The 25,629-nt window shown below is 43.5% G+C and carries 32 protein-coding genes and 1 pseudogene; 10 read left to right on the plus strand and 23 right to left on the minus strand.

The window, feature by feature from the left end:
• The first annotated feature begins 160 nt into the window (after window positions 1-160).
• Window positions 161-361, plus strand: a complete 201-nt coding sequence (locus ABZM97_RS10950; protein ID WP_087990430.1) for a DUF3311 domain-containing protein — start codon at window positions 161-163, stop codon at window positions 359-361.
• Complete coding sequence (locus ABZM97_RS10955; RefSeq protein ID WP_087990431.1) at window positions 361-1,851, plus strand: sodium:solute symporter; 1,491 nt, start codon at window positions 361-363, stop codon at window positions 1,849-1,851. The genes ABZM97_RS10950 and ABZM97_RS10955 overlap by 1 nt, the downstream gene beginning before the upstream one ends.
• Before the next feature lie 35 nt (window positions 1,852-1,886).
• Here the strand turns inward: ABZM97_RS10955 and ABZM97_RS10960 are convergent, their stop codons facing one another.
• A complete protein-coding gene (locus ABZM97_RS10960) occupies window positions 1,887-3,287 on the minus strand; it encodes a S41 family peptidase (protein ID WP_367386845.1) in 1,401 nt (466 codons plus the stop codon).
• Window positions 3,288-3,439: 152 nt separating this feature from the next.
• On the opposite strand from ABZM97_RS10960, the gene ABZM97_RS10965 reads away from it, so the two are divergent.
• Complete coding sequence (locus tag ABZM97_RS10965) at window positions 3,440-4,141, plus strand: class I SAM-dependent methyltransferase (RefSeq protein WP_367386846.1); 702 nt, start codon at window positions 3,440-3,442, stop codon at window positions 4,139-4,141.
• A gap of 87 nt (window positions 4,142-4,228) precedes the next feature.
• Window positions 4,229-4,483 carry a hypothetical protein gene (locus ABZM97_RS10970; protein ID WP_087990434.1) on the plus strand — a complete coding sequence of 85 codons (255 nt, stop codon included), beginning with the start codon at window positions 4,229-4,231 and terminating at the stop codon, window positions 4,481-4,483.
• An 82-nt stretch (window positions 4,484-4,565) separates the two neighbouring features.
• Here the strand turns inward: ABZM97_RS10970 and ldcB are convergent, their stop codons facing one another.
• Together ldcB and deoD are read right to left on the minus strand one after the other, a co-directional pair.
• Window positions 4,566-5,387: an LD-carboxypeptidase LdcB gene (gene ldcB, locus ABZM97_RS10975; protein ID WP_087990435.1), complete on the minus strand. Its 822-nt coding sequence runs from the start codon at window positions 5,385-5,387 to the stop codon at window positions 4,566-4,568.
• Between the two features lie 81 nt (window positions 5,388-5,468).
• Complete coding sequence (gene deoD / locus ABZM97_RS10980) at window positions 5,469-6,170, minus strand: purine-nucleoside phosphorylase (protein ID WP_148961570.1); 702 nt, start codon at window positions 6,168-6,170, stop codon at window positions 5,469-5,471.
• A gap of 200 nt (window positions 6,171-6,370) precedes the next feature.
• Here deoD and ABZM97_RS10985 point away from each other — a divergent pair, with 200 nt between their 5' ends.
• Window positions 6,371-6,496, plus strand: a complete 126-nt coding sequence (locus ABZM97_RS10985) for a hypothetical protein (RefSeq protein ID WP_003241588.1) — start codon at window positions 6,371-6,373, stop codon at window positions 6,494-6,496.
• Window positions 6,497-6,534: 38 nt separating this feature from the next.
• Here the strand turns inward: ABZM97_RS10985 and yodL are convergent, their stop codons facing one another.
• The 3 genes from yodL to ABZM97_RS11000 all read right to left on the minus strand — a co-directional run bounded on the left by yodL (window position 6,535) and on the right by ABZM97_RS11000 (window position 7,777).
• Window positions 6,535-6,849 (minus strand): shape determination protein YodL, encoded by a 315-nt coding sequence (gene yodL / locus ABZM97_RS10990; protein WP_087990437.1) that lies wholly within the window; start codon window positions 6,847-6,849, stop codon window positions 6,535-6,537.
• A gap of 60 nt (window positions 6,850-6,909) precedes the next feature.
• The gene (locus tag ABZM97_RS10995; RefSeq protein WP_087990797.1) at window positions 6,910-7,521 is read right to left on the minus strand and encodes a phosphatase PAP2 family protein; all 612 of its coding nucleotides are present in this window, start codon (window positions 7,519-7,521) and stop codon (window positions 6,910-6,912) included.
• Between the two features lie 79 nt (window positions 7,522-7,600).
• Window positions 7,601-7,777 carry a YozD family protein gene (locus tag ABZM97_RS11000; RefSeq protein WP_003241581.1) on the minus strand — a complete coding sequence of 59 codons (177 nt, stop codon included), beginning with the start codon at window positions 7,775-7,777 and terminating at the stop codon, window positions 7,601-7,603.
• A 121-nt stretch (window positions 7,778-7,898) separates the two neighbouring features.
• Here ABZM97_RS11000 and ABZM97_RS11005 point away from each other — a divergent pair, with 121 nt between their 5' ends.
• Window positions 7,899-8,042, plus strand: coding sequence for a hypothetical protein (locus tag ABZM97_RS11005; RefSeq protein WP_087990438.1), 144 nt, complete (start codon window positions 7,899-7,901; stop codon window positions 8,040-8,042).
• Here the strand turns inward: ABZM97_RS11005 and ABZM97_RS11010 are convergent.
• From ABZM97_RS11010 to cgeC, 13 genes and pseudogenes are all read right to left on the minus strand, one after another.
• Window positions 8,039-8,719: a hypothetical protein gene (locus tag ABZM97_RS11010; protein WP_087990439.1), complete on the minus strand. Its 681-nt coding sequence runs from the start codon at window positions 8,717-8,719 to the stop codon at window positions 8,039-8,041. The genes ABZM97_RS11005 and ABZM97_RS11010 overlap by 4 nt on opposite strands.
• A 150-nt stretch (window positions 8,720-8,869) precedes the next feature.
• Window positions 8,870-9,094, minus strand: a complete 225-nt coding sequence (locus ABZM97_RS11015) for a YozE family protein (RefSeq protein WP_087990440.1) — start codon at window positions 9,092-9,094, stop codon at window positions 8,870-8,872.
• An 86-nt stretch (window positions 9,095-9,180) separates the two neighbouring features.
• The gene (locus ABZM97_RS11020; RefSeq protein ID WP_087990441.1) at window positions 9,181-9,459 is read right to left on the minus strand and encodes a YokU family protein; all 279 of its coding nucleotides are present in this window, start codon (window positions 9,457-9,459) and stop codon (window positions 9,181-9,183) included.
• Window positions 9,456-10,871, minus strand: a complete 1,416-nt coding sequence (ablA, locus tag ABZM97_RS11025; RefSeq protein ID WP_087990442.1) for a lysine 2,3-aminomutase — start codon at window positions 10,869-10,871, stop codon at window positions 9,456-9,458. Before ablA ends, ABZM97_RS11020 begins: the two co-directional genes overlap by 4 nt.
• Window positions 10,872-10,899: 28 nt before the next feature.
• On the minus strand, window positions 10,900-11,727 hold the full coding sequence (gene ablB, locus ABZM97_RS11030; RefSeq protein WP_087990443.1) for a putative beta-lysine N-acetyltransferase: 828 nt from the start codon (window positions 11,725-11,727) through the stop codon (window positions 10,900-10,902).
• Entirely contained in the window at window positions 11,705-13,021 is a 1,317-nt protein-coding gene (locus ABZM97_RS11035) for a peptidase (protein WP_087990444.1), read from the minus strand. The genes ablB and ABZM97_RS11035 overlap by 23 nt, the downstream gene beginning before the upstream one ends.
• A 7-nt stretch (window positions 13,022-13,028) precedes the next feature.
• Window positions 13,029-13,682 carry a 3-oxoacid CoA-transferase subunit B gene (locus ABZM97_RS11040; RefSeq protein ID WP_087990445.1) on the minus strand — a complete coding sequence of 218 codons (654 nt, stop codon included), beginning with the start codon at window positions 13,680-13,682 and terminating at the stop codon, window positions 13,029-13,031.
• Window positions 13,667-14,356 (minus strand): CoA transferase subunit A, encoded by a 690-nt coding sequence (locus ABZM97_RS11045; protein ID WP_087990446.1) that lies wholly within the window; start codon window positions 14,354-14,356, stop codon window positions 13,667-13,669. The genes ABZM97_RS11040 and ABZM97_RS11045 overlap by 16 nt, the downstream gene beginning before the upstream one ends.
• Window positions 14,357-14,362: 6 nt before the next feature.
• Window positions 14,363-15,697 carry an aspartate aminotransferase family protein gene (locus ABZM97_RS11050; RefSeq protein WP_333516520.1) on the minus strand — a complete coding sequence of 445 codons (1,335 nt, stop codon included), beginning with the start codon at window positions 15,695-15,697 and terminating at the stop codon, window positions 14,363-14,365.
• 130 nt (window positions 15,698-15,827) lie between these two features.
• Window positions 15,828-15,941 (minus strand): YjcZ family sporulation protein, encoded by a 114-nt coding sequence (locus tag ABZM97_RS11055; RefSeq protein ID WP_087990798.1) that lies wholly within the window; start codon window positions 15,939-15,941, stop codon window positions 15,828-15,830.
• Between the two features lie 79 nt (window positions 15,942-16,020).
• Window positions 16,021-16,803, minus strand: a complete 783-nt coding sequence (gene cgeE, locus ABZM97_RS11060) for a spore maturation N-acetyltransferase CgeE (RefSeq protein WP_087990448.1) — start codon at window positions 16,801-16,803, stop codon at window positions 16,021-16,023.
• 28 nt (window positions 16,804-16,831) lie between these two features.
• Window positions 16,832-18,112, minus strand: coding sequence for a glycosyltransferase family 2 protein (locus ABZM97_RS11065; protein ID WP_087990449.1), 1,281 nt, complete (start codon window positions 18,110-18,112; stop codon window positions 16,832-16,834).
• Between the two features lie 62 nt (window positions 18,113-18,174).
• Window positions 18,175-18,435, minus strand: a pseudogene (gene cgeC, locus ABZM97_RS11070) (spore maturation protein CgeC).
• A gap of 235 nt (window positions 18,436-18,670) precedes the next feature.
• On the opposite strand from cgeC, the gene cgeA reads away from it, so the two are divergent.
• Together cgeA and ABZM97_RS11080 are read left to right on the plus strand one after the other, a co-directional pair.
• Window positions 18,671-19,057 (plus strand): spore crust protein CgeA, encoded by a 387-nt coding sequence (gene cgeA / locus ABZM97_RS11075; protein ID WP_087990450.1) that lies wholly within the window; start codon window positions 18,671-18,673, stop codon window positions 19,055-19,057.
• A 6-nt stretch (window positions 19,058-19,063) separates the two neighbouring features.
• Window positions 19,064-20,017, plus strand: coding sequence for a DUF3880 domain-containing protein (locus ABZM97_RS11080; protein ID WP_087990451.1), 954 nt, complete (start codon window positions 19,064-19,066; stop codon window positions 20,015-20,017).
• A 67-nt stretch (window positions 20,018-20,084) separates the two neighbouring features.
• Here the strand turns inward: ABZM97_RS11080 and ABZM97_RS11085 are convergent, their stop codons facing one another.
• On the minus strand, window positions 20,085-21,233 hold the full coding sequence (locus ABZM97_RS11085; RefSeq protein WP_087990452.1) for a phytase: 1,149 nt from the start codon (window positions 21,231-21,233) through the stop codon (window positions 20,085-20,087).
• A gap of 370 nt (window positions 21,234-21,603) precedes the next feature.
• On the opposite strand from ABZM97_RS11085, the gene ABZM97_RS11090 reads away from it, so the two are divergent.
• Window positions 21,604-22,629: an SDR family NAD(P)-dependent oxidoreductase gene (locus ABZM97_RS11090; protein WP_202327468.1), complete on the plus strand. Its 1,026-nt coding sequence runs from the start codon at window positions 21,604-21,606 to the stop codon at window positions 22,627-22,629.
• A 42-nt stretch (window positions 22,630-22,671) separates the two neighbouring features.
• Here ABZM97_RS11090 and msrB read toward each other — a convergent pair whose 3' ends face one another.
• Both msrB and msrA read right to left on the minus strand, forming a co-directional pair.
• Window positions 22,672-23,106, minus strand: coding sequence for a peptide-methionine (R)-S-oxide reductase MsrB (gene msrB, locus ABZM97_RS11095; RefSeq protein WP_087990454.1), 435 nt, complete (start codon window positions 23,104-23,106; stop codon window positions 22,672-22,674).
• A complete protein-coding gene (gene msrA, locus ABZM97_RS11100; RefSeq protein WP_087990455.1) occupies window positions 23,106-23,639 on the minus strand; it encodes a peptide-methionine (S)-S-oxide reductase MsrA in 534 nt (177 codons plus the stop codon). Before msrA ends, msrB begins: the two co-directional genes overlap by 1 nt.
• A gap of 130 nt (window positions 23,640-23,769) precedes the next feature.
• Between msrA and ABZM97_RS11105 the strand changes: the two genes are divergently transcribed.
• Window positions 23,770-24,195 carry a MarR family transcriptional regulator gene (locus ABZM97_RS11105; RefSeq protein ID WP_039074221.1) on the plus strand — a complete coding sequence of 142 codons (426 nt, stop codon included), beginning with the start codon at window positions 23,770-23,772 and terminating at the stop codon, window positions 24,193-24,195.
• Window positions 24,196-24,246: 51 nt separating this feature from the next.
• On the opposite strand, the gene ABZM97_RS11110 is transcribed toward ABZM97_RS11105, so the two are convergent.
• Window positions 24,247-25,584 carry an MATE family efflux transporter gene (locus ABZM97_RS11110; RefSeq protein WP_087990456.1) on the minus strand — a complete coding sequence of 446 codons (1,338 nt, stop codon included), beginning with the start codon at window positions 25,582-25,584 and terminating at the stop codon, window positions 24,247-24,249.
• Window positions 25,585-25,629 lie beyond the last annotated feature (45 nt).

Consider the following 25,629-nt stretch of genomic DNA (forward strand, 5'->3'; position numbering starts at 1 on the left):
TTTCGAGATATTTATTATTTTAAACCTTTATTAAGCAGGATGCAAATGATGTGTATTGATTAAATAATTCAAAAAATCATTTTTTTCTAATAATTTCCTTGTGATCTTTTCTTACAACTGCTATTATAGTGAGAATTATCATGTTTCAGGAGGAAAGTAAATGGTTAAAAAAGCACTTATTGTTATTCTCATTCTTTTGCCATTCGTTCAGCTTGCGCTATTGCCGCTTGTGAATCGAATTGAACCGATTATGTTCGGCCTTCCGTTTTTCCACCTTTGGCTGCTATTGTGGATTATCATTACGCCGTTATGCTCGTTTGGCATTTACCAAATGCAAAAAAAAGATGGAGGGCTTGAATAATGCAAGGGAATCTCACTGCACTTCTCATTACAGCTGTTATCGTTTTATCCGTTGTCTGTATCGGATTTCTCGCCGGAAGAGACAAATCCTCACGCGCCTCGGTGGAAGAATGGTCTGTCGGAGGCAGACGCTTCGGCGGCCTTCTCGTCTGGTTTTTAGTAGGCGCCGACCTTTATACGGCATATACTTTCTTAGGGTTAACCAGTACGGCATTTACGGGTGGAAGTGTTGCGTTTTTCGCCATTCCTTATTCTGTTTTGGCCTACTTTATCGCCTACTTCTTCCTGCCGAAACTTTGGAAAGTTGCGAAAACTCATAAATTAACAACACTGGCGGATTACGCCCGGGAACGGTTTGACAGTAAGCTTTTGGCAAGCCTTGTTGCCATTGTCGGTGTGCTTATGCTTATTCCGTACATATGCCTTCAGCTGAGCGGCATTCAAGATACACTTCAGGTTGCCGGCACCGGATTTATTAACGTAAAATTCGTTGTGATCATCTCATTTATTCTTGTTGCTCTTTACACATTCTTCAGCGGGATTAAAGGGCCTACATTTACAGCCATCATTAAAGACATTCTAGTGTGGGTCATTATGCTGTTTATGGTAGTGTCTCTCCCTCTCATTCATTTCAACGGCTGGACGCCGATGATTGACACGTTAGTGAAGGAAGCGCCGCAAATGCTGACGATACCGGCAGAAGGGCCAAAAGGCATTCCTTGGTTTATCACAGCGTCTATTGTTTCCGCCCTGGCACTTTTTATGTGGGCACATGCAGCAACAGGTGTTTTTACAGCGAAAAGCGCCGATGCAGTAAGAAAAAACAGCATGTTTTTGCCGCTTTATAATATTGTGTTAATTTTGGTCATTTTTCTTGGCTTTATCGCCTTCCTTGTCCTGCCGGAAGATACAGATCCAAGACTGGCGCTCCTGCATTTGATTCAAACATCTTACGGCGGGGTGGCACAAGGTTTTGCATATGCCACTATTGCTCTTGCTTCATTGATTCCTTGTTCCATCATGGCAATCGGGGCATCAAATTTATTTGCCAATAACCTATATCGGGATTTGATTCATCCGAATGTGTCCCAAAGCAAGCTCACCCTTGTCACACGTTCAATGGTGTTTGTTGTTATCGGCCTTGCACTTCTGTTTGGAATGCTGTTCCCGACTGCCCTAGTGACACTCCAGCTGTTAGGCGTATCCGGCATGGTGCAAATCTTCCCGGCGATTGCTGTCAGTCTATTCTGGAAACAACAAACGAAAGAAGCGACGGTTATCGGATTATTAGCCGGTCTTGCGGTAACGTTTATTGTGTATACCACTCAATCTGCACATGGCATTTATGAAGGATTCTGGGGATTAGCAGCCAATATCATCGCTGTGGTGATTCTCAATCCGCTGTTCGCCAAAAAGGCAGGGTCCAATCCTGTTATTGAGGGGTTATTTGGTAAAAAACAAGCGCCTAATCCAAATCAGAGGGGCGCATAAAAAACCCCCTGCGCGGCAGCCGTGCAGGGGGTTTTTTACATTTCTTTTTTCAGAGTTTCAATTGCTTTCTCCATTTGCGTATCATTATTTGACAGCTTCTTTTGAAGTTCTGTCATTAATTTCGTTGTTGTATCGCCAGTCAATACGCCTGTTTCTTTTAGCTTCTCTTTTTGCTGGAACTGTTTGACGACAGATACAAAATCCTGATTATACGTACTGTTAACCTTTACCTTGTAGCCAAGTGCTTTGAACATTTGCTGAGCCACTTTGACGTTTGTGCCTGAATCACCGGATTTATACGTTTTATCCGCGTCCAAATACGGGAGCTTCGCGTAAACAGGCAGCTCTGCTTTCATCTGGGGCTTGATCCCCTTTTTGTGAATCCATTCACCGTCAGCAGTCAGCCATTTGGCGACTGTCAGTTTGACGGTAGAGCCATCATCATATTCTTTTGCTGTCTGTACCGTGCCTTTGCCAAAGGTCGTTTCCCCGATTAACGGTATGCCTGACGATTCATGAAGGGCAGCGGCCATAATTTCCGCGGCGCTGGCTGTGCCGTCATTTATTAAAACGACGGTAGGCTTGGTCACTGTTCGTTCTTTTTCGGCCTTCATCACTTCTTTAGAACCGTTTTTATATTGAACCTGCATGATGTTTTTTCCTTTATCAATGAACAGGTTGCTCATTGTAATCGCCTGCTCCATTAAACCACCCGGGTTGCCCCTCAAGTCTAAAATAAAGCCTTTGGCGCCTTTTTTCTCTAAACTATCAATGGCATTTGTCAGCTCTTTAGCAGTTGTTTCAGAGAAAGAAGTAATTTGGATTTCGCCGATTTTGTTGTCTTTCATCTCGGAATAGACGGTCTCTACAGGAATGGTATCGCGCTTAATGGAAAGATCGATATGTCCGACTCCCGCTCTATTAAGCTCAAGCTTCACTTTTGTGCCCTTTTTTCCGCGGATTAAAGCGACGGCTTCATTTACATTCATGCCTTTGACGCTTTTTCCGTTCACCTTAAGGATTTGGTCCTTCGGTTTGATTCCGGCTTTTTCAGCAGGTGAACCTTTAATTGGCGACACAATAAGGATTTCACCGTCTTTCTCCTCTACTTGTGCTCCGATCCCTTCAAAGGATGCAGAAATTGTTTCGTCGAATGATTTTGCTTCCTCTTGATCCATATATGTGGAATACGGATCATCCAGAGATTCAATCATTCCTTTAATTGCTCCGTCTACTAATTTTTCATCATCTGTCTTTTGGTAGTAATCACTTTTGATTTGCTCATACGCTTTATTTAACTTGTCGAACTGGCTGTCTCCCGCGCTAATTGATTTCTGGCCCAGGATACTGGAATTGCCCGTAATAAATAAAGTAAGCGCCGAAGCGACAACCGCAGTGATCAGCACAATAAAAAACAGTTTAAATTGCCGTTTCAATTAAACACCACCTTTTTCTTCTTACATTATTATCATGGACGAATTCTTATTCGTCAACTCGGAGCAAAAATGAAAGAGAAACGCCCTTCTTTCGCTTTTCATAAACCTATGTCTTTATACGACATATGATAAAGAAAAAGGAGGATTCGAGATTGAGCCGATATTTAGAAATGCTGTCCTTATTCGGTGTCGCAGGAGCTCATTCAGGCGGGCTGGCTTTTTCAAAAGCGGTCTTGCAAAAAGCTGCGCCCTCCCCCGATCAGCCGATTCTTGATGCCGGATGCGGAACAGGACAAACAGCGGCTTATTTAGGACATTTGCTGTATCCTGTAACAGTTGTTGATAAAGACCCTATCATGCTTGAGAAAGCGAAAAAAAGATTTGCAAATGAAGGGCTTGCCATCCCTTCATATCAGGCGGAGTTGGAACACCTCCCGTTTTCTTCCGAGTCCTTTTCATGCGTTTTGTCAGAGTCAGTCCTCAGTTTTTCCCATCTGTCATCCTCTCTTCAGGAGATTTCAAGAGTATTGAAGCCCGGCGGGATGCTGATTGGTATTGAAGCAGCTTTAAAAAAACCGATGCCACCTGCAGAAAAAAAGCGAATGATGGATTTCTACGGTTTTACTGACTTACATGAAGAAGCCAAGTGGCATAAACTCCTAAGGAGTTATGGCTTTCAAAAAACGGAAGCGATGTCACTTCTTCCCGACGACATGGAATTTGAACCAACCACTGAAATGGATTTATCGCAAACGATTGCTCCTATCTATTACGATACGCTTCAAACACATTATGAACTTATGCAGATCTATAGTGAGTACATGGGTCATTGTATCTTTATCGCGAATAAGTAAAACGGCGTATCACCCCCTGTTTTCGTCCAACCTTTTTATCCTATCTATCATATGCTGATAGAAAGTCAGTATAGGAGGGAAACAATATTGGAGAGATATTACCATCTTTGCAGAAACCATCAAGGTAAAGACGTCAGAATTACAGAGAGAGGCGGGAGAGTTCACGTCGGCAGAATTACCCGTGTAACAAGAGACAGAGTTTATATCGCTCCTCCTGTCGGTGCAGGGCCTAGAGGTTTCGGTTACGGCTATTGGGGCGGCTATTGGGGATACGGAGCAGCTTACGGTATTTCCCTCGGTTTAATTACAGGAGTGGCTCTGGCTGGTTTATTCTTCTGGTAAGCATAGAATCATTGTCTGACCAAATGCTAGATTCACCAGACACAATGAAGCCCGCTTACCAATTGTAAGCGGGCTTTCTCTTTTAGATTTTCTTCACTTTTTCAAAGTACTCTTCCAGCGTTAAATCATTGTCGTGGATGTCCTTTGCGGCCTTTTTGCCTACATAACGCAGATGCCATGGCTCATATTCATATTTTGTGATATCTTCTTTATTTTTAGGATAGCGAATGATAAAACCATATTTATAAGCATTGTCTTGCACCCATTTTCCGTCGGACGTGCTTCCGAACGCTTCATTTATCTGAAAGCCATTACTCCGGCTCGAGATGTCCATCGCCAGGCCTGTTTGGTGCTCGCTTTCACCCGGGTAAGCGACCGCTTCTCTTGCCTTCTTTTCCCCTTTTAGGTTTACTTCATTGTTAAAAATGACTTTCTGTCTGTCATACGCACGGTACCCCGAGACAGCTGCCAGTTCATAGCCTTCCTTTTTCGCAGCATCGAACATCGTTTTTAATGCGTCGGCCGCTTCCTTTCTGATGTAACGTTTTTGAATCTTTTCTTCAAAAGAAAACTCTACATCAGGTATAACAAGATCGCTAGGTTCATAGTTTTCAGGCAATGCGTATTGTTTATTGACAAGGGCGAGGATGTTTTCTGGATTTTGAATGGTTTCCAAACCGTCTACTTGTTTAATATCATTGAAATATTTGCTTTCCAATGAAAACTCACTGTCCTGAGTGTTTGCTTTTTTGCTGTCAGCTGTTTTTTGTTCTGTTTGCTTCGTTTCTGCTGTGGTTTTCGTATCCTTTTGAGCATCTCCGTTCGATATGCTGCAGCCGGCTCCGACGATTGCCGTTACACTCAGAGCGGCAGCCAGTGAGAACCATTTACCGGACTTTTTCATTTACATTACCTTCCTTTTATTAATCGTTTCCGCATTCATAAAGAAGAGGCTGCCGGCACCCAGCACGCCTCTTGATTTATTTTACTGTGATACGGAATGTAAAGCCACTTCTATCATATCATGAAATGTGGTTTGACGCTCTTCCGCTGTCGTTTCTTCTCCTGTTAATACGTGATCACTCACGGTGAGAATTGACAGCGCTTTTCTTCCGTGCTTCGCTGCTAATGTATACAATGCAGTCGTTTCCATCTCTACGCCCAGCACACCGTATTTTGCAAGCTTTTCGATTTGCGAATCGTCGTTGTAGAACTGGTCAGCTGTAAATACGCTTCCTACACTCACCGGCACGCCTTTATCCTTTGCGGCATCATAAGCATTTTTTAAAAGTTCGAAATCGGCGCAAGGCGCATAATCGATGCTTCCGAAAGCGACTCTGTTCATTTGTGAATCAGTGGAGGAGGTCATAGCCAAAATGACGTCCCGCACTTTGACATCTTTACGGATAGCGCCGCAAGAACCTACTCTTATTAGATTTTGCACATCGTAGCTTTGCATTAATTCATTCACATAAATTGAAATAGACGGAACGCCCATTCCCGTTCCCTGCACGGAGATTTTTTTGCCTTTATATGTACCTGTAAATCCATACATGCCTCTGACTTCATTGTAGCATTCTACATTTTCAAGATACGTTTCAGCAATAAATTTTGCTCTGAGAGGATCTCCCGGCAAAAGCACTGTATCCGCAATCTGTCCTTTTTCAGCACCTATATGTACACTCATCTCATATCCTCCTAAATCTAAATTATCATCCAGTCCGTTCATTTTACAACGAATGTCATGATGAAACAAACTTCAGCATTGATTATAAAGGAATATGGCGCAAAAAGAAATGTTCCGAGACCGTTTGGGCACTTCCTGAGAAAAACGGGATAATCGAGGTGTTTATTTGAAAACCTAACCGCAGGAAGGAGGGATGAGACATGGGTAAAAAACAGCGCAATCGGATCACCGGCCAAAAAAAGAACAATCACATACCTGCAAAAGATGTCATTGCAGCTGAAGAGGCGCACGAGAAAGAGTATTCCGCTGCCAAACGCAAGCCTTAAACTGCAGAAAACTGCGGGTTTCCGCAGTTTTCTTTTTGTTATGTCGTCTGCACAATCAGACGATTGATTTTCCTCCATCCGGCGGGAAGCAGTTTGTAATATGTTTTCCCTTTTCTGCCTTCATCAATCAGAATCACGTCTCCTGTGGCCACAAATCTCGCGTCATAATCACTTGGAACGGTGTCAAATACATTAAACAAAGAGAATGCTCTTTTCAGCACGTCTTGATGATCGCTCCCGTTCAGTTCAGTTCGATAGACGGCTCTGTAGCCCTTTTTTTCGCCAAACCGGGGTGTTTGAAATATTGTCACGTCATAGGAACAAGACTTCTTTTTGAACACGGATAACATCATCAAGATCCCCTCCCTTTTATTTCTTTAACATATTGGCGTTTTTGCCCGGTTTTCCTTTCTCTATTTTTGTCGAAACCGCTTAATCTTTTCGTCAAAACCTTTTACTAGGAAAAACAGAAGCAGGCCGAGACTAAAGCCTCCTAACACGTCAGAGACAAAATGCACCCCCAGATAGACTCTGCTTATGCCGACCAAAACAGTGATCACGCCTGCTATGGTATATACCATTTTTTTATGTTTGGACAAAAACGGGAGGTGCTTCACTAAAAAATAGGCAATGACAGGATAAACATAGGCAGCATTCATGGAGTGGCCGCTCGGAAAGCTGAAGGATGATTCATGAACCAGCGGTGCAAAATCAGGCCTCACTCGTTCAATCCATTCTTTTAAGACTTTATTTAACAGCCGACCTGCACCGAATACCAAGAACATCAATAGGCCGTCCCATGTTTTTCTGTAAAAAAACAGGCCCGCTCCAATGATCAGGATAAAAGGGAGGAGAAAAGAAGAAGCACCAAGGTGCGTGATCCCTGTCATGACCTCATTAAGCCATGGCTGACGGATCAAAATAGCCGCCCTGCTTATCGCTTCATCTGCAGATTGAACAGCATTTGTATGAATGGCCGCAGCTAAAAAAAGAAAAATAAGAAACAAGCTAACAGGCTTGTACAACATTTTAACCACCTCGATTTTCACAGAAGTCATAGAACATGAATAATAAAACCGGAGCTGACCACTCCGGTTTTAAGCCTCAATCATCTTCATCCAGCTCTTCATCTATCATACATTTTTCTATCAAATAATCAAAGGTAATGTCAGCGATTTCAAACAGCTCATCCTCACTAGGTATGTAGCCCCTCCGCGCAAGCTCTCTGTAAAAAAATTCAGCGATTTCTTCCGTATCAATCACAAGATCTATTTCTTTCATCTCCGTACCGCCTCCTTTTTTATGTTTTATGAAAAAACAGGCTGAATTATACCCAGTGTTCTAAACAATTCTTTCAGTCATATACATTGAATAAAAAAACAAGCCATGGGAGGCTGACACTATGATGTCTAAAATGATGGAAGCACTGGACGGAGACAGATTTGATATCTTAATGGAAAAAACGCTCAAAGGAATGACGCATGTGATGATTTGGGGCTGTCTGCCTTATTTTTTATATGTCTTAATCCGTATGTTCTCAAACTAACTGAAATGCTCTTTTAAACTTTCCAGAACAAACATCATCATATCTTTATATTCTTCATCTCGAAACATTTCGTACAGAATCTTGTAGTCATTATAAATATCCAGAAGCTCATCAACAATTGATACAGCAAGGATGTGAAGGGTATCTTGATCTTCATCATCGCCTTCAAACTGAAGAAGAGCAGACGATGCGATATCTTCGCCGATCTCATGGCCAGTTTCTCCGACATAGTGGACAAACAACATCTGGTGTACAAACTGGTCCATTTCATATTTTCTCAGCACCAGTGTGAGATCCTCTTCCTCCGTTTCAAGCCACTCTCCATCCTTTAAACGGGTCAGCTCATAAATGATATCTTCCCAGCCATCTTCTAAATATCTCCAAATTTCTGTTCTGTGACCGATAATGCGAAAGAGTTCTTTTCCATAATCTTTCACATAAACGACGTCCCCAATAAGGAATTCATACTCAATATCAAGCTTTTCCATGTCGACAATGACACCCTCATAATCTTTGTACAGCTGAATGGACGATTCAAAGTATAAGACTTCATTATGATTGACTTCATAAAGATAGTGTTTATCAATTTGGTGTACTTTAGTGACGGTGCCGACTGTTCCATACATAATGACGACTACGATATCCCCTACTTGGAATTTCGGTTTATTTTGCTTCATGGTGTCTCCCCCTCGCCGCAACATTTCTCATACGCTATCGTATGCCGGGTGACGCCAATTCGCATGGGCATGAAAACCAAAGGAAATATCCAATTATGGTGTGGATGAGGACATAAAAAAAATCCGCAATGATCTGCGGATAAACAGCTGCTATCTGCCGTGCACTTCAGCCTCGTATTGATCCCAAGCTTCATCAAACGTTGCCATCGTGTGCAGGTAATCAGCGCTTAGCTCCAAATATGAACTGATCTCATGATAATCGGTTGAGGTTTTCGGAAAGCTGTGATCCTCATACGCCTGATTGGCAAATTCACTGATGCTGTCCTGCGGCTTCGGCTGTCTGTATTTTAATAAATAGTGATAAAAGGATTTCATGGGTTTCCCCTCCTGATGTCTGTCTTTTGTTGTTCTATTATACAGTTCAAGTGTAAAATTACAACAAAAGAATACCGAAACATCGTTTAGGAGAAGTCAAAATAGTTGCGTTTCAGAATCCTTTCTGTCTCCATGAGCTGCTGATACGCCAGACTTCCAGGCAGGTTTTTGGTTTGAATCAAAAGCAGCTGATCCTCAATCTCCTTTATTGTGGTTTCCTCCTGATAGGTCATCCCGCAGGAAGCACACACCATGGCTGGTGTGTCAGTCAGCTCTATGGCTCTTGTTCCGTCAGGGAGCTCCCAGTACACCGTGTTCCTGCCGGGTACTGCTTCAAGCTCTCCGCACCAATCGCATGTTTTCATGAAGAATCCCCTCCGTTTTCAGCCTCTTTCTGTTTTTTCTGCTGCGCCAAAAATTTCTTTTCTTTTAGCTGATCTCTTTTCTCACGCCTATCTTTTAACGTTTCATGCTCCGGATTCGCTGTGAACGTCTCTCTCCTCTTGATTCTGGCCACGTTTTCCGGTGTAAATGAAACCTCTTTGTCAGCAAAAATAGCACTCAGCCCGATCGGCTCCTTTTTGTCAGCGGTTTCAGGGAAAACGGACTCAAAATAAGCGTCAGCCTGGTTAGGGATATAATTCTCCGGTTCTGGATATGACGTAATCACACCTTCAAAATTTCTTAAGATGACTTTGTCAGGGCTTTGCGACAATACATAGTTTGGCTGCAGGGCGATTTTACCTCCGCCGCCTGGTGCGTCAACGACAAAGGTCGGAACCGCATAGCCTGAGGTATGACCTCTCAGCCCTTCAATGATCTCCAAACCTTTGGAAACGGGAGCTCTGAAATGCCCGATGCCCTCTGATAGATCACATTGATAAATATAATAAGGACGGACTCTGATTTTCACCAAGTCGTGCATGAGCTTTTTCATAATTGGAACCGAGTCATTAATACCGGCTAGCACCACGGCCTGATTTCCGACCGGCACGCCTGCGTTCACCAGCTTTTCACAGGCCTCAACGGATTCCTCTGTCATCTCGATGCTTGTGTTAAAATGGGTGTTCAGCCAGACTGGATGATATTTTTTCAATATCTCGCACAGATGATCGGTAATGCGCTGCGGAAAGACGACCGGCGCCCTTGTTCCGATTCTAATTACTTCCAGATGCGGGATGCTGCGCAGCTCCTTTAAAATGTATTCTAAAATTTGGTCATTGATCAAAAGCCCGTCACCGCCAGAAATTAAACAATCGCGGATTTCAGGTGTTTCCCTGATATAAGCAATCGCAGCATCTAGCTGTTTTTTAGGAACTCCCATTCCGATTTGTCCGGAAAAACGCCTTCTTGTGCAGTAGCGGCAGTACATGGAACATTGATTCGTGACAAGAAACAGCACACGATCGGGATAGCGGTGTGTCAGACCGGGTACCGGTGAATCTTCATCCTCATGGAGCGGATCTTCCAGATCGTATTTTGTTTTGTGCATTTCTTCAGAAAGCGGTACAGACTGCATACGGACCGGGCATCTCGGATTATCGGGGTCCATTAAAGAAGCATAGTAAGGTGTAATATTTAAGGGGATCGTTTTGGTAGAAATTCTGACGCCTTCCTCTTCATCCTCGGTCAAGTTAATCACTTTTTTTAAATCATCTACTGTTCTTACCGTATGTGTCAGCTGCCAAAGCCAATCGTTCCATTTCTCTTCCGGAACGTCCTTCCATAACTCGATCTCCTTCCAATGCCGTTTCGGTTTATACCATTTGCTTGCCAAATGAATTCCTCCTCGTGCATTATTTGTCTTACAGGTGCTTGCTCCAAATATTCATGTTTTCAAGACCTTCGGCTATATAGCAATTATTGATCAGCCTTCCGCCATACTGATAACCAGAATGGTACAACACAGCATTCATCCCAAAAGACGCAGCACGGGCGAGAGAAAATACGTGAAAGATTTCCTTCTCGGCCATTTCTTTTTCTAATTCCTCGATTAATAAACTTGTCAGCGAATGGCCCCGATATTCCGGAAGCACAGCGCAGTCGGTCATTTCTGCATGCCCAAGCTCTGGATTCATGTCTGCGCTTGCTGCGCTGATCAGGCGGTCATGATCAAACATGACATAATACATCGTATTTTCATTCATCGTCTTTTCAATATATGCGGGATCAAAAACCGGGGTCGGGTACGTACGAAATACTTTTTTATACAGCATCGAAAGCTGGTACATGTCATTTGTTTCTGCTTTTCTCATTGTAAAGGATGGCCTGTTTTCAGTGCGGGGGTGAGGTGCTGTGCGATATAAGGCTTCGATCATCTCCTGTTCCTTTATATAAGAATCTGTTTGACTCCGTTTTTCTGTGAGGTAACGGACCATGACACAAGCCGGATGGCCGAGATAATAGCCCTTTAAATAACCCTCCGGCGCAAATAATTGTTTGGCAAGCACAGCCACATCATGCTGTTTCGTATAGATGATAATTTTTTCCGCGTCCTCTTCTTTTGCCGCCGCCACGATATCAGGCAGGGCCTTCTCTATGGCTCCGTCATAACGAACGACTCTCATTCGTTTATTAAAGCTGTCATGGTCCAGAACTGCTGTGACACCGTTACTCTTTATCGACTTGAGCATCCTCATTCTCCCCCTCCCCGCCTGTATAAAGCCCGCACCAATCCATAACAAAAAGTGCAATAATTTTAGCAGATTCTAGCATGGCTTCAATCTCAATGTATTCATTTGCCTGATGAGCTGTTTTTGTTTCCCCAGGCCCGAAGACAATCACTGGCGTATCGCCTGCATGGTATAAAAGCCCTCCGTCCGTTCCCCATGGCGAGGCTTCGATGATGGGCTCTGTCTGTTTCATTTTTTGATAAGCTGATTGCAGTACTGAAATTAAAGGGTGATCATCAGGTAAATCATTCGGGAGCCATTGAGCGCCGAACCACTCTACTGTAATCGGATGGCGTTTAAACCATTCATCACGGTAATCTAAATCCTTCAGCCAGTTTTCCAATTCAAGTTTAACTGCTTCTGGTTTTTCATAGGGCGCAATTCCGCATCTCCCTTCTATGACGACACGGTCTGCAACTGAAGATGGCCATGCGCCGCCTGAGATGGTGCCGATATTCACCGGTACCGGTATTGGGACATGATCATACAGCGGATCTGAGATTCTCGCATTGCGGACTTTTTCCAGCTCCTGTATGGCTGTGATCACATGCATGCTTTTTTCAATCGCACTTACCCCTTCATAGCGTGTGCCTCCATGTGCCGCTAATCCCTTCACTGTGATCCGAAACCACATCGACCCCTGCTGCTTGATAAAAAGTTTCATATTCGTCGGTTCCGGAATCAGCGCCCCGTCAGCCCGATACCCTCTCATGATGGCAGACAGTGTTCCCGCGCCGCCGCACTCTTCATCTACAACGCTTTGAAACAATACATCTCCCTTCAATTTAACATTGCAGGCGTGCAGGGCTTCTAAAGCAAAAAGAAGGGCTGTATTGCCGCCCTTCATATCCGTTGAGCCGCGGCCGTATATTTTACCGTTTTCTTCGACAGCTTGAAACGGTTCATACTTCCAATCCTTCACGCTTCCTTCAGGCACAACATCGATATGACCGTTTAAAATCAGCGACCGGCCCCCGCCCGCTCCCGTTTTTTTTGCAACGATATTCGGACTCTCGTCAAAATCGGAACGGTCTGATTTAAAATAGGGATGCTGTTTTAATTGCTTTAGGCTTGGCTCCCACACGTCAATGTCCATTTGAAATTGCCGCAGCTTCTCAAGCACAACAGCTTGGGCGTTAAATTCTGAGCCCAATGTGCTTTTTTCTCCAATCAGCCTTTTGAGAAGACGAATGGCTTTGGCCGAATGCTGATCGAGCCACCCGATTACTTTTCTCTCAATGTCTTGCATCCTCATTCCCCCTTTAAGAAAAAGGCATATCTATTTTGATTTCAGCTTCAGTCAGCCTCGTCACCTCGTCGATTGTCGAGCCATTCATCAGCTCTTTTAATATGAAATGATGGGCTCCGACTTCAAGAACCGCTTTTTCAGTAATGATCAAATTTACACAGCCTGCTGCAGTTAACGGAAGCGTGCATGTTTCTGTTAATTTAGGCCTTCCCTTTTGATCTGTATGACTCATGACGACAACCACTTTTTTCGCTTTTTGGGCCAGTTCCATCGCTCCGCCCATGCCCGGCACCTTTTTTCCCGGGACAAGCCAATTAGCCAAATCGCCTGACTGGCTCACCTGCAGGGCGCCTAAAATCGTAATGTCAATTTTGCCTCTTCTGATCATCGCAAAAGACATCGTTGTATCAAAATAAGAAGCACCTTTTACAGCTCGGACAGGAAATCCCGCTGCGTTGCATAAATGTTCATCCTCTTTTCCCTTTTCAGGGCTGTCACCAATGCCAAGCACACCGTTTTCAGCCTGCAGCATGACCTGCATGTCAGGCGGCAAAAAGTTCGGCACCAAGGATGGGATGCCGATACCGAGATTTACAATCATGCCCGGCTTGATTTCAGAAGCGGCCCGTTTTGCGATTTGTTCTCGCTCTGCTATTCCCAAGCCCATTTCCACTTCACTCCTTCGCTTCTCACAACCCCCTCGACAAAAACCCCCGGTGTGACAATCATTTCTTCTGAAATCTCCCCCATCGGGACGATACGCTCAGCTTCGACAAAGGTTCTACTTGCGGCCATTGCCATAAGCGGATTCATGTTCCGCGCTGTTTTGTCATACGTTAAATTGCCGAATTCATCCGCAATGTGCGCATTGATAAATGCAAAATCTGCCGTCAGCGCCTCTTCAACCAAATATCGCTTTCCAGCCACAGACACAATGTCCTTTTTTTCATAAACCATTTGATTCGCAATCCCGATGTCAGTTAAAATCCCGCCGAGTCCCGCTCCGCCGGCGCGAATTCGTTCTGCAAGCGTTCCTTGGGGTGAAAATTGAACCTCTAACGTCCCGTCTGTCATCTGTTTTCCCGCTATAGGATTAGAACCAATATGCGATGCAATCAGGGTTTTGACTCGCTGATTGACTATAAGCGGGCCGATCCCTATTTTCGGAAAGCCGGCATCATTGCAAATGACAGTTAAATCCGTTACACCGCTGTCCAATATAGCTTCAATCAATGAAGGAGGCGAGCCGACTCCGCCAAAACCGCCAAACATTAGGACCGACCCGTCCTGAACACCTGAAATTGCTGTTTCGACGCTGATTGTTTTTTGAAATGGCGTCATTTAATTTCAATCCCTTTTCAGTTTTTTTTCGACCGCTGCAACTGTTTCTGAAAAAATTGATATGAGCTCTTCAGCCTCGCCGTCTGACATGGTAAAAGGCGGAGCAATAATGACAGCATCTCCTTCCCCGCTGTCAATTCCCGCTTTGGCAGGATAAACAATTAGTCCGCGTTTTTTCGCTTCGCCGACAATACGCTGGGTAACCGCCTGCTCTGGCGAAAAAACGTTCTTCGTGTTCTTGTCTGCTACAAATTCAACGCCTAATAGCAGTCCTTTTCCGCGAACATCACCAATGATGCCGCTTTGAGACGCTGCCTCAACAAGCTTCTTTTTCAGTACAGCTCCCTTTTTTTCTGATTGCTTGATCAAGCCGCGCTTTAATACATACCGCAAAACTTCCAGAGCGGCTTTGGCTGAATAGGGATGTGCACTGTATGTGTGGCCGCTCATAATCACACCTGAACCTTGTTTTATCGTTTCAATAATAGAATCAGATACAACAGCAGCGGCAATAGGCGCATACCCCGCACCTAGCCCCTTCCCCAGTACAGCAATATCAGGAACGGTGCGCCAATGCTCTGTCGCGAGCATCCTTCCTGTTCTTCCAAGCCCTGTCATCACTTCGTCTGCAATAAAGAGCACTTCGTGTGTGCGGCATACCTCACTTAATCTCTCATAATATCCCGGAGGCGGGGTGATCGCTGCACCTGCGGCACCAATAATAGGCTCAGCCACAAAGCCGGCGATAAATTGGCTTCCGATTCTTTTAATCGCAGTTTCCAGTTCATCAGCGGCAGTCTGAACAAAGTCTTCATCCGTTCCATGATTCCGCCGATACACATGAGGAGCTGAAATAGCGGGATAGCGTTCAATGAGATGGGTGAACCGGTATCTCCTTTCATAAAAACCAGACAATGAAAGCGCTCCCAAAGTTATTCCGTGGTAACTGCTCCACCGAGACAAAAAGATGGATTTTTGTGTTTGCTTTTTTTCCTGCCAATATTGAATGGCGATTTTCATCGCTGTTTCTATGGCTTCTGATCCGCTGTTGACAAAAAAAGACCAATTCACATCTCCCGGCAGCTCCTGCGCCAAGAGAGCGGCTAATTGCTCGGCAGGCTCGCTTGTAAACTGTGAGCGGTAAGCAAAAGACACTTGATCTAGCTGTTCTTTCAGTCTCTCAGTCACATCACGAACCCCGTGGCCGATATTGCATGTCACCGCACCTGATGAGCCGTCAAGATATCTTTTTCCGGTCTGATCATAAACATATAAACCCTTCGCATAACTGACAACCGGATAGGCCGAACTAAGCTCCGGCTTAATCAAATAACTGCTCATGCTCCCACCTCAACAAACCTTTTAACATATTATATGAGTGTCCAAATTGCGGCATGACGTCCCCGCAAAAACTTTTCACACAAAAAAGAGCCTTCCTTAATATAGAAAGGCTCTTTTGGAATTTCGCCCTCTAGCAAATAAAAGCGGCTCCGACAATAATTAATAAAATGAACAAGACAACAATCAATACAAACGTATTTGTCCCGCAGCCAAATCCGTAACCGTATCCAGGGTATCTATGCATGCTGTTTTCATCCTTTCTTATCACGATATACGGCATTTTATGCGGGCCAAGTCCCAAATGGTTTGTGCAAACGCCTATTTCATGTAAGGAAATAATGAAAAACAGTATGCACCCGCTCATATTTTTTAAACGTCAGCTTTTCGTAAAAACGGGTTGCACCGTCAGTGCTTGTAGCCACTAAATAGGCTGCTTCCATTCCTAGTGATTTGGCAATGGACAGCATTTCTTTCACTAAGATACTGCCATAGCCCTTTCTTTGAAACTGATCCAAAATGGCGACTTCTTCAATTTTAGCCGTTTTTTCTTGCGGATGAATGAACAGCTCTCCGCATCCAATGGGAATCTTCTGTGATCGGTCGCTGTAACAAACAACAAGGATGATCGTCCCCGCTTCATAAAAGGGATATTTTCTTTTTAATTTTTGTTCAGCGATCGCTTCCCCAATATAAATGGAATCATAAATTTTCATGATAGAAGATCCATCGCTGAGGCTTTTTGCCGTTCCCCATGCCGTTAACGGATGTCCCATCTGCCCTTTCCAGTCACTAAGCTTCATGTCATACAACAGCTCATCCTCGACAACAAACCCGCTTTTGACAAGCGATTGCTTCAAACCGAGCGGAAAAACATGCTGAGGCGACGCTTTTAAATGGAGATAATTCGCATTAAGCAGCTTTGGTACGGATGGCAAAAAGTCCAGTAACCGCCGCTCTAACGGAAACGTATCATGAAGCTGAACAAAGTTATGAGAAAAAATTTGCGGAAGCTTCGGATCTTTATATACGCTGTAATGATCAAACGATGCCGATTCAGACGTTAACAATATATATTGCTGTTCCGTTTTTGAATAATGTCCTGTCATGAACGTCTCCTTTTTATGACCTATGCTTTTACTCAATTGCAATATTCAAATTCTTTATAATCTCATCGTACACTGGATAAAACGGCTTTCCAATTGGAAATTGCTGAATATTTCGGAAAGAAGCGGAGATTGGCTTATGATGTAAAAAGAATTTCCTTACTACTTGTTCACGAATCGGATGAAAAACGCCGTTAAGAAACAAAAACGGCTCGCGTTCTATGAAATAAAGCCTTCGGCCAGGCGGATTTTCGATCAAACCAGATCGTTCCCGCGTAATTGGCAGCCCTTCCGGCAGCGCCTCCAGTTCTTCTTTTTCAATGGTCAATATTTCTTTTCTTTTAAATTGATAAAACTGAAAAGCATACTGACCCAAAATGCGTCTTTTTTTTCCGGCTTCGATATAGAATATTGCAGGATGACCAGCTTCCTTTACTAAAATATAATTCGGAATCTTTAAAATGTTTCCAATTTTATATTGGAATAAATACGGGTCTGGAACGGCCACAGTCCGATTTAGATACAACGAATCCCACCTTTCCCCGACAGGATGCCTCACACCCTGATCAATAAAATATACGTTTTGACCTGAACCCTTTACAAAAGATCCGTCAATCAAATCGGCGGGCAGAAACCGATACGCATTTTGAAATGAATCGGGGGTTTTATAGGTTGTATCTAATACTTCATTTATCGGCAGAAATGGAGCAAAGTTGTTGATTCTGTCCCAAAAAATTGAGTCGCCATGATTCCAATGCTTCATATCATCGTCCCAATAGCTTCCATATATATGGTGAATACGATCAAGTAATGAACGGCGATGCATAACTGAGCAATGATCGACTTGAAAAGCGGCCTGATGAAGCACTTCATTGGCATTTCTATAGAAATGGGAGATTTCCTCTCCCCTTTCGTTTACTTGTACAACTTTTTGTTTTGAATAAACAGCCTGCGCCTCAGGATTATGTGAAAACATCTGCACCATACGGCTCAGCCGCTCAGGATGATACACAGTGTCATCAGTGAGATAGGAAATGTAATCGCCGCTGGTAAATGGGAGCGCGGTGTTAATTAATGTGGCATAACGGGTTGTTTTAAATCGAGCTGCGGGATCTACGAAACTGTTTTCATAACGAATGCGAGGGTCACGAAGGTACTTGTGAACCACCGCAGTTATTTCTTCATTAGAATGATCATCCATGATAAAAAGCTCCCAGAGATCATACGTTTGCTTTATGACGCTTTCGATCGCTTTTTGCAGATAAGCAGGTTTGTTATAACTCGTTAAAATAATGGACACTTTCTCTCCCATCTATACAGCCCCCTGTTGCAAACATAAAAACGGCTCCGCACAAGCAGAGCCTCTGTCATCATTTAAAAAGCATCCCAGCTTACAATACTTGAGAGCGCGACATGAGATCTCGTATGATTTAACGGGTTTTGAAAATAACCAAATCAGTCAGAACCTCTTTTACGATGACGTTTTGAAGCGTATCTCCATTCAACAGATGAAATGTTGATACCGGTACGCCAAGCTCTTTTACAAATACGAGCTGGCGTACTGAGATCAGATGGATTTGCTTCAGTAGCCGATTGACGAATGAGCAAAATCAGCAAAAGCGAAATAAAATGCAGTTCATCTTGATTCGCGTGTTTCTCTCAATCTAAACAATCGCTGACCTTTATACTCTCTGTTTCACAATATGAACTGACTTCGATTTATGGTATAGGCTATATCCACTCTTTTAAAAAATCAGCATTTTGCTTAAATATATGAAAAATAGGTCAGGTACGGCGTTCGACTCATACCAAATGGCAGCCATAAGAATATGATTAACGTGAGTTCACTATTGAATAGGAGGTGTATGTGATGAGCTCTGAAAATGCCCAATTAAAAAAGGATTTGATTAAGAGCCTTTTAAGCCCTTTATTCTCAACAGAAGGAGGAGTAAACGTGGATAATAATCTTAAAGAATTGCTTGAAGCTGCGATCGATCAAAAAGTAGATCAAAGTGAAATGATTACGGCTGAATCTACTTCCCTTCCGGCAAGATGGATTTTTGCCAGAATTACGCCAGGCACTACGATCAGCATTGTGACTGATTCGGGTGATATGATCGGTCCGGTTGTCTTCGTTGCTTTCGACCAAATTCACGGTATCGTATTTGTAACACAGGAAAGCTCCGTTACCCCGGAAGGCCAAGCTACAACATTAATTGATGTAGACAAAGTAGAAAGTGTTACGTTCTTTTCATAAGATCTGATGAAAGTTTTGTATATCCAGTCGGGATACGGAGGAATATACAGATATTTTGACCGTTGGGCTGAAGAATGTTTTCTGAATACTCATACAGAGTACATGTCTGCAGATACACTGGAAGCAGAATCTCTAATAAAGGCTGAAAAGTTCCAGCCGGACTTCGCACTCATGATGGTCGGAGACCGTGTTCCTCACGACTGGCTGACCTGGTTAAAGGATAAGGGTATTCCTGTGTTTGTTTGGCTGACCGAAGACCCATTTTATATTGATATCAGCCTTCGGGTGATAAAGCACGCTGACGCCATATTAACGATTGAACAAAATGCCGCTCTTTATTATCGGGAGCTCGGCTGCCAGAACGTCTACTATGTTCCGATTCCAGTTAATCATCGGCTGTTTAAAAAAATGGACACAGAACATTCTTTTCATTCAAATCTGCTTATCATCGGCTATCCTTATCCTAATCGGGTTCAGCTTATGAAAGAAGCGGTACATCTGCCTTTCACCGTTCGGGTAATCGGAAAGGAATGGAGAAAATACCTGCCTAAAAAAGTGCTCAAACAGCCGCATATTGATATCGTCAGCACATGGGTTCCACCCGAACAGGCCGTTCATTATTATAACGGGGCAGATATCGTGATCAATGCGCATCGCCCCTATCATTTTGCTTTCAATAAAAATAATATCCGCATCAAAAACGCCAGTTTTAATAACCGGACGTTTGATATCGCTGCATGCGAAGCATTTCAATTAACAGATTTACCCGCGGCACATCCTTTTTCATCCTTTATTTCTTATCACAGCACCAACGACTTTAAGGAAAAAGCCGCTTTCTATATCAACCATCCTGAGGAACGGCAAAAAGCTGCAGCATCCAATTACAAAGAGACCGTACCCGCCCTTACGTTTGATGAGCTTCCTGCAAAACTAAAGGCGATTCATCTGGCGCTTACTTGAAAAATCGTTCATTGTTATGAACGATTTTTTCATTCACAGAAAAAAGCAGCTGAATGAGCTGCTTTTTTTAGCCGTCAGAACGGTCCCTCATCTTCCTCGGATTCACCTGTTTATGAAGGTCAGGCTTTTCGCCTAGATGCTTTGCTATCTGTTTCCACGACACCATTTTGAAATTTTGATTGACGGCTTGTCCATTGTCAATATTTTCACCGTCCTGAGCGACAAAAATCCCGTACGGATATTTTGGGCCAAGTCCGAAACCGAGAACATCAATACCGTCCGTATCACTAGTACCGTCTATCTTTTCGCCATCTGCAATGTCAAAGTTGGCTACATAGCGATTGCTTCCCTGCCGTTCATACATTGCATAGCTGTTATTCCCTTGACTTGAGGCCATGAGATATCCTTTGCCGTCTGGCGCATAATAGATCGTCAGTCCTTCAATATCAGCTGTCAAACGTTCTCCTGTCGCACGGTCGACAACCTGCCCCTTTGATCCTCCGTCTGGCTCAGCATTAAATTTCCAGATGGCTTCGTTTTCCTCTGCTATATACAGGTTCCCGTACTCATCATCCGCAACAAGGCCTTCAGTCTGAGAATTCAATTTAAATTCACGCACTTTTTTCCCTGTTACATAACCCTTTCCATTGTCAACAATTTCATACTGCTCAAATTCTCCTTGTTTGCCTGTCACTAATGCGTAAAATGCTCCTGTTTTCTGGCTGTGATACAGGCTGAAGCCGTATACCTCAGAAATATCAGTTGAAATCGGATGGTTTGGGTCTGTAATGCTTTTCAACTTTCCTTTATCCCCGTCAATTTCATATACTTCGATTGTATTTTTTCCTTTAGACCGGTTTGAGGCGGCAGCAATATCAATTTTTTCTCCGTTCAATGGAAATTGATAACGCAGATCGACATTATTGAGCTTGCCAAACTCGTAAGATTTGAGCTGTTTGCCGTTTAAATCATACACGACTAGTCCTGACTTCTTATTTGTCGTGATCAACTTGCTTTTTTCCGGATGCTTTTCATGAACCCAAATGGCCGGGTCATCTGCTGCGTCCTCGCCAGTAGCGACAGGATCTGTCTCCGTTTGCGCCGTCACTTTAAAATGATGTTCCGCTTTCACGTGATGAGCCGACACCGAGTTAGTTGTCAGGCTAAGCAATAAACCCGCAGCAGTGCTTAGCAGCATTGTTTTTGAAACCTTCAATTTGGTCCCCTCCTTTTAATCACTATCAATCCTTATTGTAAAATATATACAGTCGTTTAATAGAGAGGAAAATGAACCTTTTTTTATAGTATTTCTGACTCATAAATCACTTTCCCCCTAAGAAGTACGTGAAATGGCTCCTCAAATTTACTTTTGAGGTGCGAAATAAAACCAAAGTGAATATTTAGTACATTGTTTATATAGTTTTATATTTTGTCTGTTACGTCTATCTTTCCATTTTCTATTAAAAAAGAACACTTTGTGACATGATCATTCCCCTAAATTTTGTTTTATTGGTTGCTTTCATTAACTCGATTACAAAGTTGAACATATGATGCATGGTAGAGAAACGAGAGTTGGAGGATAAGCCATGCCTAAACAGCAAACAGCAGAACTAGAACCGTTTTTCCATAACAAAACAGTTTTAGTCACTGGCGGAACAGGTTCAATCGGGAGTCAAATTGTCAAACGCCTTTTGCTGCTAACACCGAAACAGGTGATTGTATTCAGCAAAGACGACAGTAAACAGTATGTCATGAGTCAAAAGTATGCGGGGGATAAGCGGCTTTCATTTGTGCTCGGAGATGTGCGCGATCACAGAAGGGTGAATCAGGTGATGAAAGGCGTGGATATCGTCTTCCACGCAGCTGCGCTGAAACAGGTTCCGACATGTGAAGACCATCCATTTGAAGCGATCCAGACCAATCTCATCGGGGGACAGAATGTGGTGGAGGCCGCCCTATTACACCGGGTCCAGCATGTCATTAATATCAGTACCGATAAAGCTGTATCTCCTGTGAACACAATGGGTGCCACCAAGCTGTTATCTGAAAAGCTGTTTCATCAAGCAAACCGCCACGTTCAAAACAGAGGAACCGTGTTTTGTTCAGTCCGCTTCGGAAATGTTCTCGGCTCAAGGGGTTCGGTCATTCCAATTTTATTTGAACAGATGATGGAGGGTGAACCGCTAACCATCACTGACAAAAATATGACCAGGTTTTTCATGTCAATAGACGATGCAGCTACACTGACATTGCAATCAGCTGCTATTACAAAAGGCGGAGAAACTTTTATTTTTAAAATGGAATCACTGAAACTTGAAGAACTGATCCATGGGTTTGAAGAATATGCATCGCAGCACGGGCTCCCGCAGCCGTCTGCGGTAGAAGTCGGCAAGCGTTCAGGTGAAAAGCTTCACGAAGAATTAACATCCCCTCATGAAATTGATTCTCTGTATGAATGGGGCAATCTTTATGCGATTCTTCCAGAACCTGAAAAACATCCTGATTTTCGCAAAGTCCATCTGCCTGGATATCAATCAGATCAAGCTCCACTCATCACAAAAGACAGAATTGCCCAGATTATTGAGAAATTGCACCAAGAAAAAAAGGCATAAAAACAAGCCTGTCTATCCATTAGGCAGGCCTGTTTTTTGTGTTTATTTATCAAAAAGATGCAGATAGCTTTCGTATCCTTCTTCTTTCAGCTTATCCTTCGGCACAAACCGCATTGCCGCTGAGTTTATGCAGTATCGAAGCCCGCTTGGACCCGGTCCGTCATTAAATACATGACCAAGATGAGAATCGGCAGTACGGCTTCTCACTTCTGTTCGAATCATGCCGTGGCTCGTGTCTAGTTTTTCTTCTACTTCTTCTTCTTCAATCGGCTTTGTAAAGCTTGGCCAGCCGCAGTGGGAATCAAATTTATCCTTGGATGTAAACAATGGCTTGCCTGACACAATGTCTACATACAGCCCTTCTTCCTGATGATCCCAATATTCATTTTGAAAAGGCGGCTCCGTGCCGTTATTTTGCGTCACTTCATATTGCATGCGGTTTAGTGACTTGATTTTTTCTTCTTTATTGTGCCCCATTATTTCGCCCCCCAATGCTCGCTGATAAATCCGGCTCGTCCAGACCCCGCCTGGTAGCGCTGGTAATGTCCTGGATTCTTTTTATAAAAATGCTGATGGTAGCCCTCCGCTTCATAGAAAGGCTCAGCTTTTAATATGTCCGTTACAATCGGATCTTTAAAGATGCCGCTTTCCGCCAGACGCTGCTTGGAAGCTTCCGCAAGCTCCTTTTGTTTATCATTATGATAAAAAATGGCTGCACGGTAGGAGCTGCCGCGATCCGCAAACTGGCCGCCGGCATCTGTCGGGTCGATTTGCTGCCAAAACAATTCAAGCAGCTTTTCATAAGGGTACACATCAGGATGAAACGTGATTTGAACGGCTTCACGATGTCCTGTCGTTTCACTGCACACCTCTTCATACGTAGGGTTTTCAGTATGGCCGCCTGTATACCCGGACACCACTTTTTCAATTCCCGGCTGTTCGTCAAAAGGTTTGACCATACACCAAAAACAGCCTCCTGCAAATGTGGCGATTTCTTTTTTTTCAGACATACTGGTGCCTCCTTTGTTCATACGTGGTATTATTATATTATAGCATGTAATAATAGAATGAAAATGATTCTGCTTTTCATAAAAACTATAGGTTTTAAGCAATATGCTTATGTAATGGAGGTTCACAAATTTGAAAGTAAGAACACAGATGATGTACGATATGGAGAATTTACTCCGTAAAGTCTTTAAACAAATACGCAACGAAATCAATGAAATTCTTGATAAAGAGCTGTCACGGAATGAATTTACCATTCTGCGGATCCTCAGTGAACAAGGGCCTAAAAAAGTCACCGAATTTGCGCCTATTTTAGAGGTATCAGCAAGCCACATTACAGCTGTGACTGATGCGCTGGTGGAAAAGGAATGGATTACAAGAATCAGATCGAAGGAAGACAGGCGTATCATCCGCATTCATATCACCGAAGCGGGCGAAAAAGTCCTTCAGCATTTCAACGAGAAAAAAACGGAATATTTCTTTAAACGCTTTGACTGCTACACTGATGCCGAACTGGCCTCATTAATCGAGCTTTTCAGCAAACTTGATAAAAAACGATGAAAAAAAGCACATACCGCTATACATGGGTATGTGCTTTTTGCAGCCCTTCATTTATTTTTCAGCGAACAGTTTCATTGTTTTCCATCTTCCGTATCTGTAATACAAAAACGCCGCACAGCTGCTTAATAAAAAACTCATTCCGATTCCGAGCCCGATTCCTTTCTGGCCAAACCATGCTGAAAATAGAGCCGTGAAAGGATATCTCAAAACCCAAAACGATATCAAATTTAAAACCAGCACCTGCAGCATCGCTCCCGCAGCCCTGACGATTCCGTTCAGCACGAAATTAATCCCGATAAAAGGGTAGAAAAACGCGATCCAACGCAAATATTGTTCACCAAACGCAACCGCATCAGGCTCGCTGATAAATAGTCTCATAAGGTATTTGCCAAATACCCAAATGATAACGGCAATCATCAGCATGCAAGAAATTACAACTATAACACCTAGCCTCGCAATTGTTCCCACTCTTTTATCGTTTCCGATTCCGATATTTTGCCCTGCCATACTGTTGACCGCCGTACCGGCAGCCATAGCGGGAAGCGTGATGATGCTGTCGAGCCGCTGCACCGCGCCGAAGCCTGACACCACATGCTCCCCGTAGGAGTTGACAACACTCATAATCGCCATCATTCCGCCTGTAATCACCATCATCTGCAGACCGGCAGGAATCCCAAGTTTCAAAACCAGCGCGGACTCTTCCCACTTGGGAACTCGCGGAATAGAGAACGGTACAAGCTTGTGTCTGATGACATAAAACAACCCGTACAGAAACGCAATGCCCTGTGACAAAATTGTCGAATAAGCTGCTCCCGCTATTCCCATGTGCAGCACAGAAATAAAGAACGGCGCCAACACTGTATTCAGCACAACTGCAAACGCAATAAACCGGAGAGGTGTCTTGCTGTCACCGAGCGCCCGAAGCACCGTACTGATAAAGTTATAACCAAACAAAAATAAAATGCCAATAAATTGAATTTGCAAATAGGTCTCGGCAAGCGGTATCATCGACTCCGGCGTTTTCAAAAGACGAAGCAAAAGCTCTGACAGAAAAAAACCGGCCGCGCCGAATCCGACACTTAGGCCTGTTAATAAAACGACAAAAGCGTTTATATACGACGCCATTCCTTTTTCATCATCTTTACCCTTTTGCTGTGACAAAATAGTTAATGTCGCATTGTTAAGGCCCAAAATAAAAGACAGCACGGTTAAAACAATCGTGCTTGATACCGCGGCTGCCCCAAGGGCCTTCGCCCCCAGTAAATTGCCGATCCACAAACTGTCTATAAATTGAAAGGAAACCTGCAATGCGTTTCCGAGCATAATCGGCATTGAAAACAGCACAAGCTGTTTCAGCACGTTCCCCTGTGTAAAATCGTATGCTTTCATTTTTTCTCCTTGTGGTCTTAAATTTTCACCGGATCACACGAAAAA

The organism is Bacillus vallismortis, from assembly GCF_040784915.1.
GTDB lineage: Bacteria > Bacillota > Bacilli > Bacillales > Bacillaceae > Bacillus > Bacillus subtilis_G.

What these genes read in the sequence shown, in the direction of transcription:
- ABZM97_RS10950 (WP_087990430.1), top strand. Translation starts at nt 161, where the DNA reads ATGGTTAAAAAAGCACTTATTGTTATTCTCATTCTTTTGCCATTCGTT.
- ABZM97_RS10955 (WP_087990431.1), top strand. Translation starts at nt 361, where the DNA reads ATGCAAGGGAATCTCACTGCACTTCTCATTACAGCTGTTATCGTTTTA.
- ldcB (WP_087990435.1), bottom strand. Translation starts at nt 5,387, where the DNA reads ATGAAAAAGTCCGGTAAATGGTTCTCACTGGCTGCCGCTCTGAGTGTA.
- deoD (WP_148961570.1), bottom strand. Translation starts at nt 6,170, where the DNA reads ATGAGTGTACATATAGGTGCTGAAAAAGGACAGATTGCGGATACAGTG.
- ABZM97_RS10985 (WP_003241588.1), top strand. Translation starts at nt 6,371, where the DNA reads ATGGGTAAAAAACAGCGCAATCGGATCACCGGCCAAAAAAAGAACAAT.
- yodL (WP_087990437.1), bottom strand. Translation starts at nt 6,849, where the DNA reads ATGATGTTATCCGTGTTCAAAAAGAAGTCTTGTTCCTATGACGTGACA.
- ABZM97_RS11000 (WP_003241581.1), bottom strand. Translation starts at nt 7,777, where the DNA reads ATGAAAGAAATAGATCTTGTGATTGATACGGAAGAAATCGCTGAATTT.
- ABZM97_RS11005 (WP_087990438.1), top strand. Translation starts at nt 7,899, where the DNA reads ATGATGTCTAAAATGATGGAAGCACTGGACGGAGACAGATTTGATATC.
- ABZM97_RS11010 (WP_087990439.1), bottom strand. Translation starts at nt 8,719, where the DNA reads ATGAAGCAAAATAAACCGAAATTCCAAGTAGGGGATATCGTAGTCGTC.
- ABZM97_RS11015 (WP_087990440.1), bottom strand. Translation starts at nt 9,094, where the DNA reads ATGAAATCCTTTTATCACTATTTATTAAAATACAGACAGCCGAAGCCG.
- ABZM97_RS11020 (WP_087990441.1), bottom strand. Translation starts at nt 9,459, where the DNA reads ATGAAAACATGCGATTGGTGCGGAGAGCTTGAAGCAGTACCCGGCAGG.
- ablB (WP_087990443.1), bottom strand. Translation starts at nt 11,727, where the DNA reads ATGCTCAAGTCGATAAAGAGTAACGGTGTCACAGCAGTTCTGGACCAT.
- ABZM97_RS11035 (WP_087990444.1), bottom strand. Translation starts at nt 13,021, where the DNA reads ATGAGGATGCAAGACATTGAGAGAAAAGTAATCGGGTGGCTCGATCAG.
- ABZM97_RS11040 (WP_087990445.1), bottom strand. Translation starts at nt 13,682, where the DNA reads ATGGGCTTGGGAATAGCAGAGCGAGAACAAATCGCAAAACGGGCCGCT.
- ABZM97_RS11045 (WP_087990446.1), bottom strand. Translation starts at nt 14,356, where the DNA reads ATGACGCCATTTCAAAAAACAATCAGCGTCGAAACAGCAATTTCAGGT.
- ABZM97_RS11050 (WP_333516520.1), bottom strand. Translation starts at nt 15,697, where the DNA reads ATGAGCAGTTATTTGATTAAGCCGGAGCTTAGTTCGGCCTATCCGGTT.
- ABZM97_RS11055 (WP_087990798.1), bottom strand. Translation starts at nt 15,941, where the DNA reads ATGCATAGATACCCTGGATACGGTTACGGATTTGGCTGCGGGACAAAT.
- cgeE (WP_087990448.1), bottom strand. Translation starts at nt 16,803, where the DNA reads ATGACAGGACATTATTCAAAAACGGAACAGCAATATATATTGTTAACG.
- ABZM97_RS11065 (WP_087990449.1), bottom strand. Translation starts at nt 18,112, where the DNA reads ATGGGAGAGAAAGTGTCCATTATTTTAACGAGTTATAACAAACCTGCT.
- cgeA (WP_087990450.1), top strand. Translation starts at nt 18,671, where the DNA reads ATGAGCTCTGAAAATGCCCAATTAAAAAAGGATTTGATTAAGAGCCTT.
- ABZM97_RS11080 (WP_087990451.1), top strand. Translation starts at nt 19,064, where the DNA reads ATGAAAGTTTTGTATATCCAGTCGGGATACGGAGGAATATACAGATAT.
- ABZM97_RS11090 (WP_202327468.1), top strand. Translation starts at nt 21,604, where the DNA reads ATGCCTAAACAGCAAACAGCAGAACTAGAACCGTTTTTCCATAACAAA.
- msrB (WP_087990454.1), bottom strand. Translation starts at nt 23,106, where the DNA reads ATGGGGCACAATAAAGAAGAAAAAATCAAGTCACTAAACCGCATGCAA.
- msrA (WP_087990455.1), bottom strand. Translation starts at nt 23,639, where the DNA reads ATGTCTGAAAAAAAAGAAATCGCCACATTTGCAGGAGGCTGTTTTTGG.
- ABZM97_RS11110 (WP_087990456.1), bottom strand. Translation starts at nt 25,584, where the DNA reads ATGAAAGCATACGATTTTACACAGGGGAACGTGCTGAAACAGCTTGTG.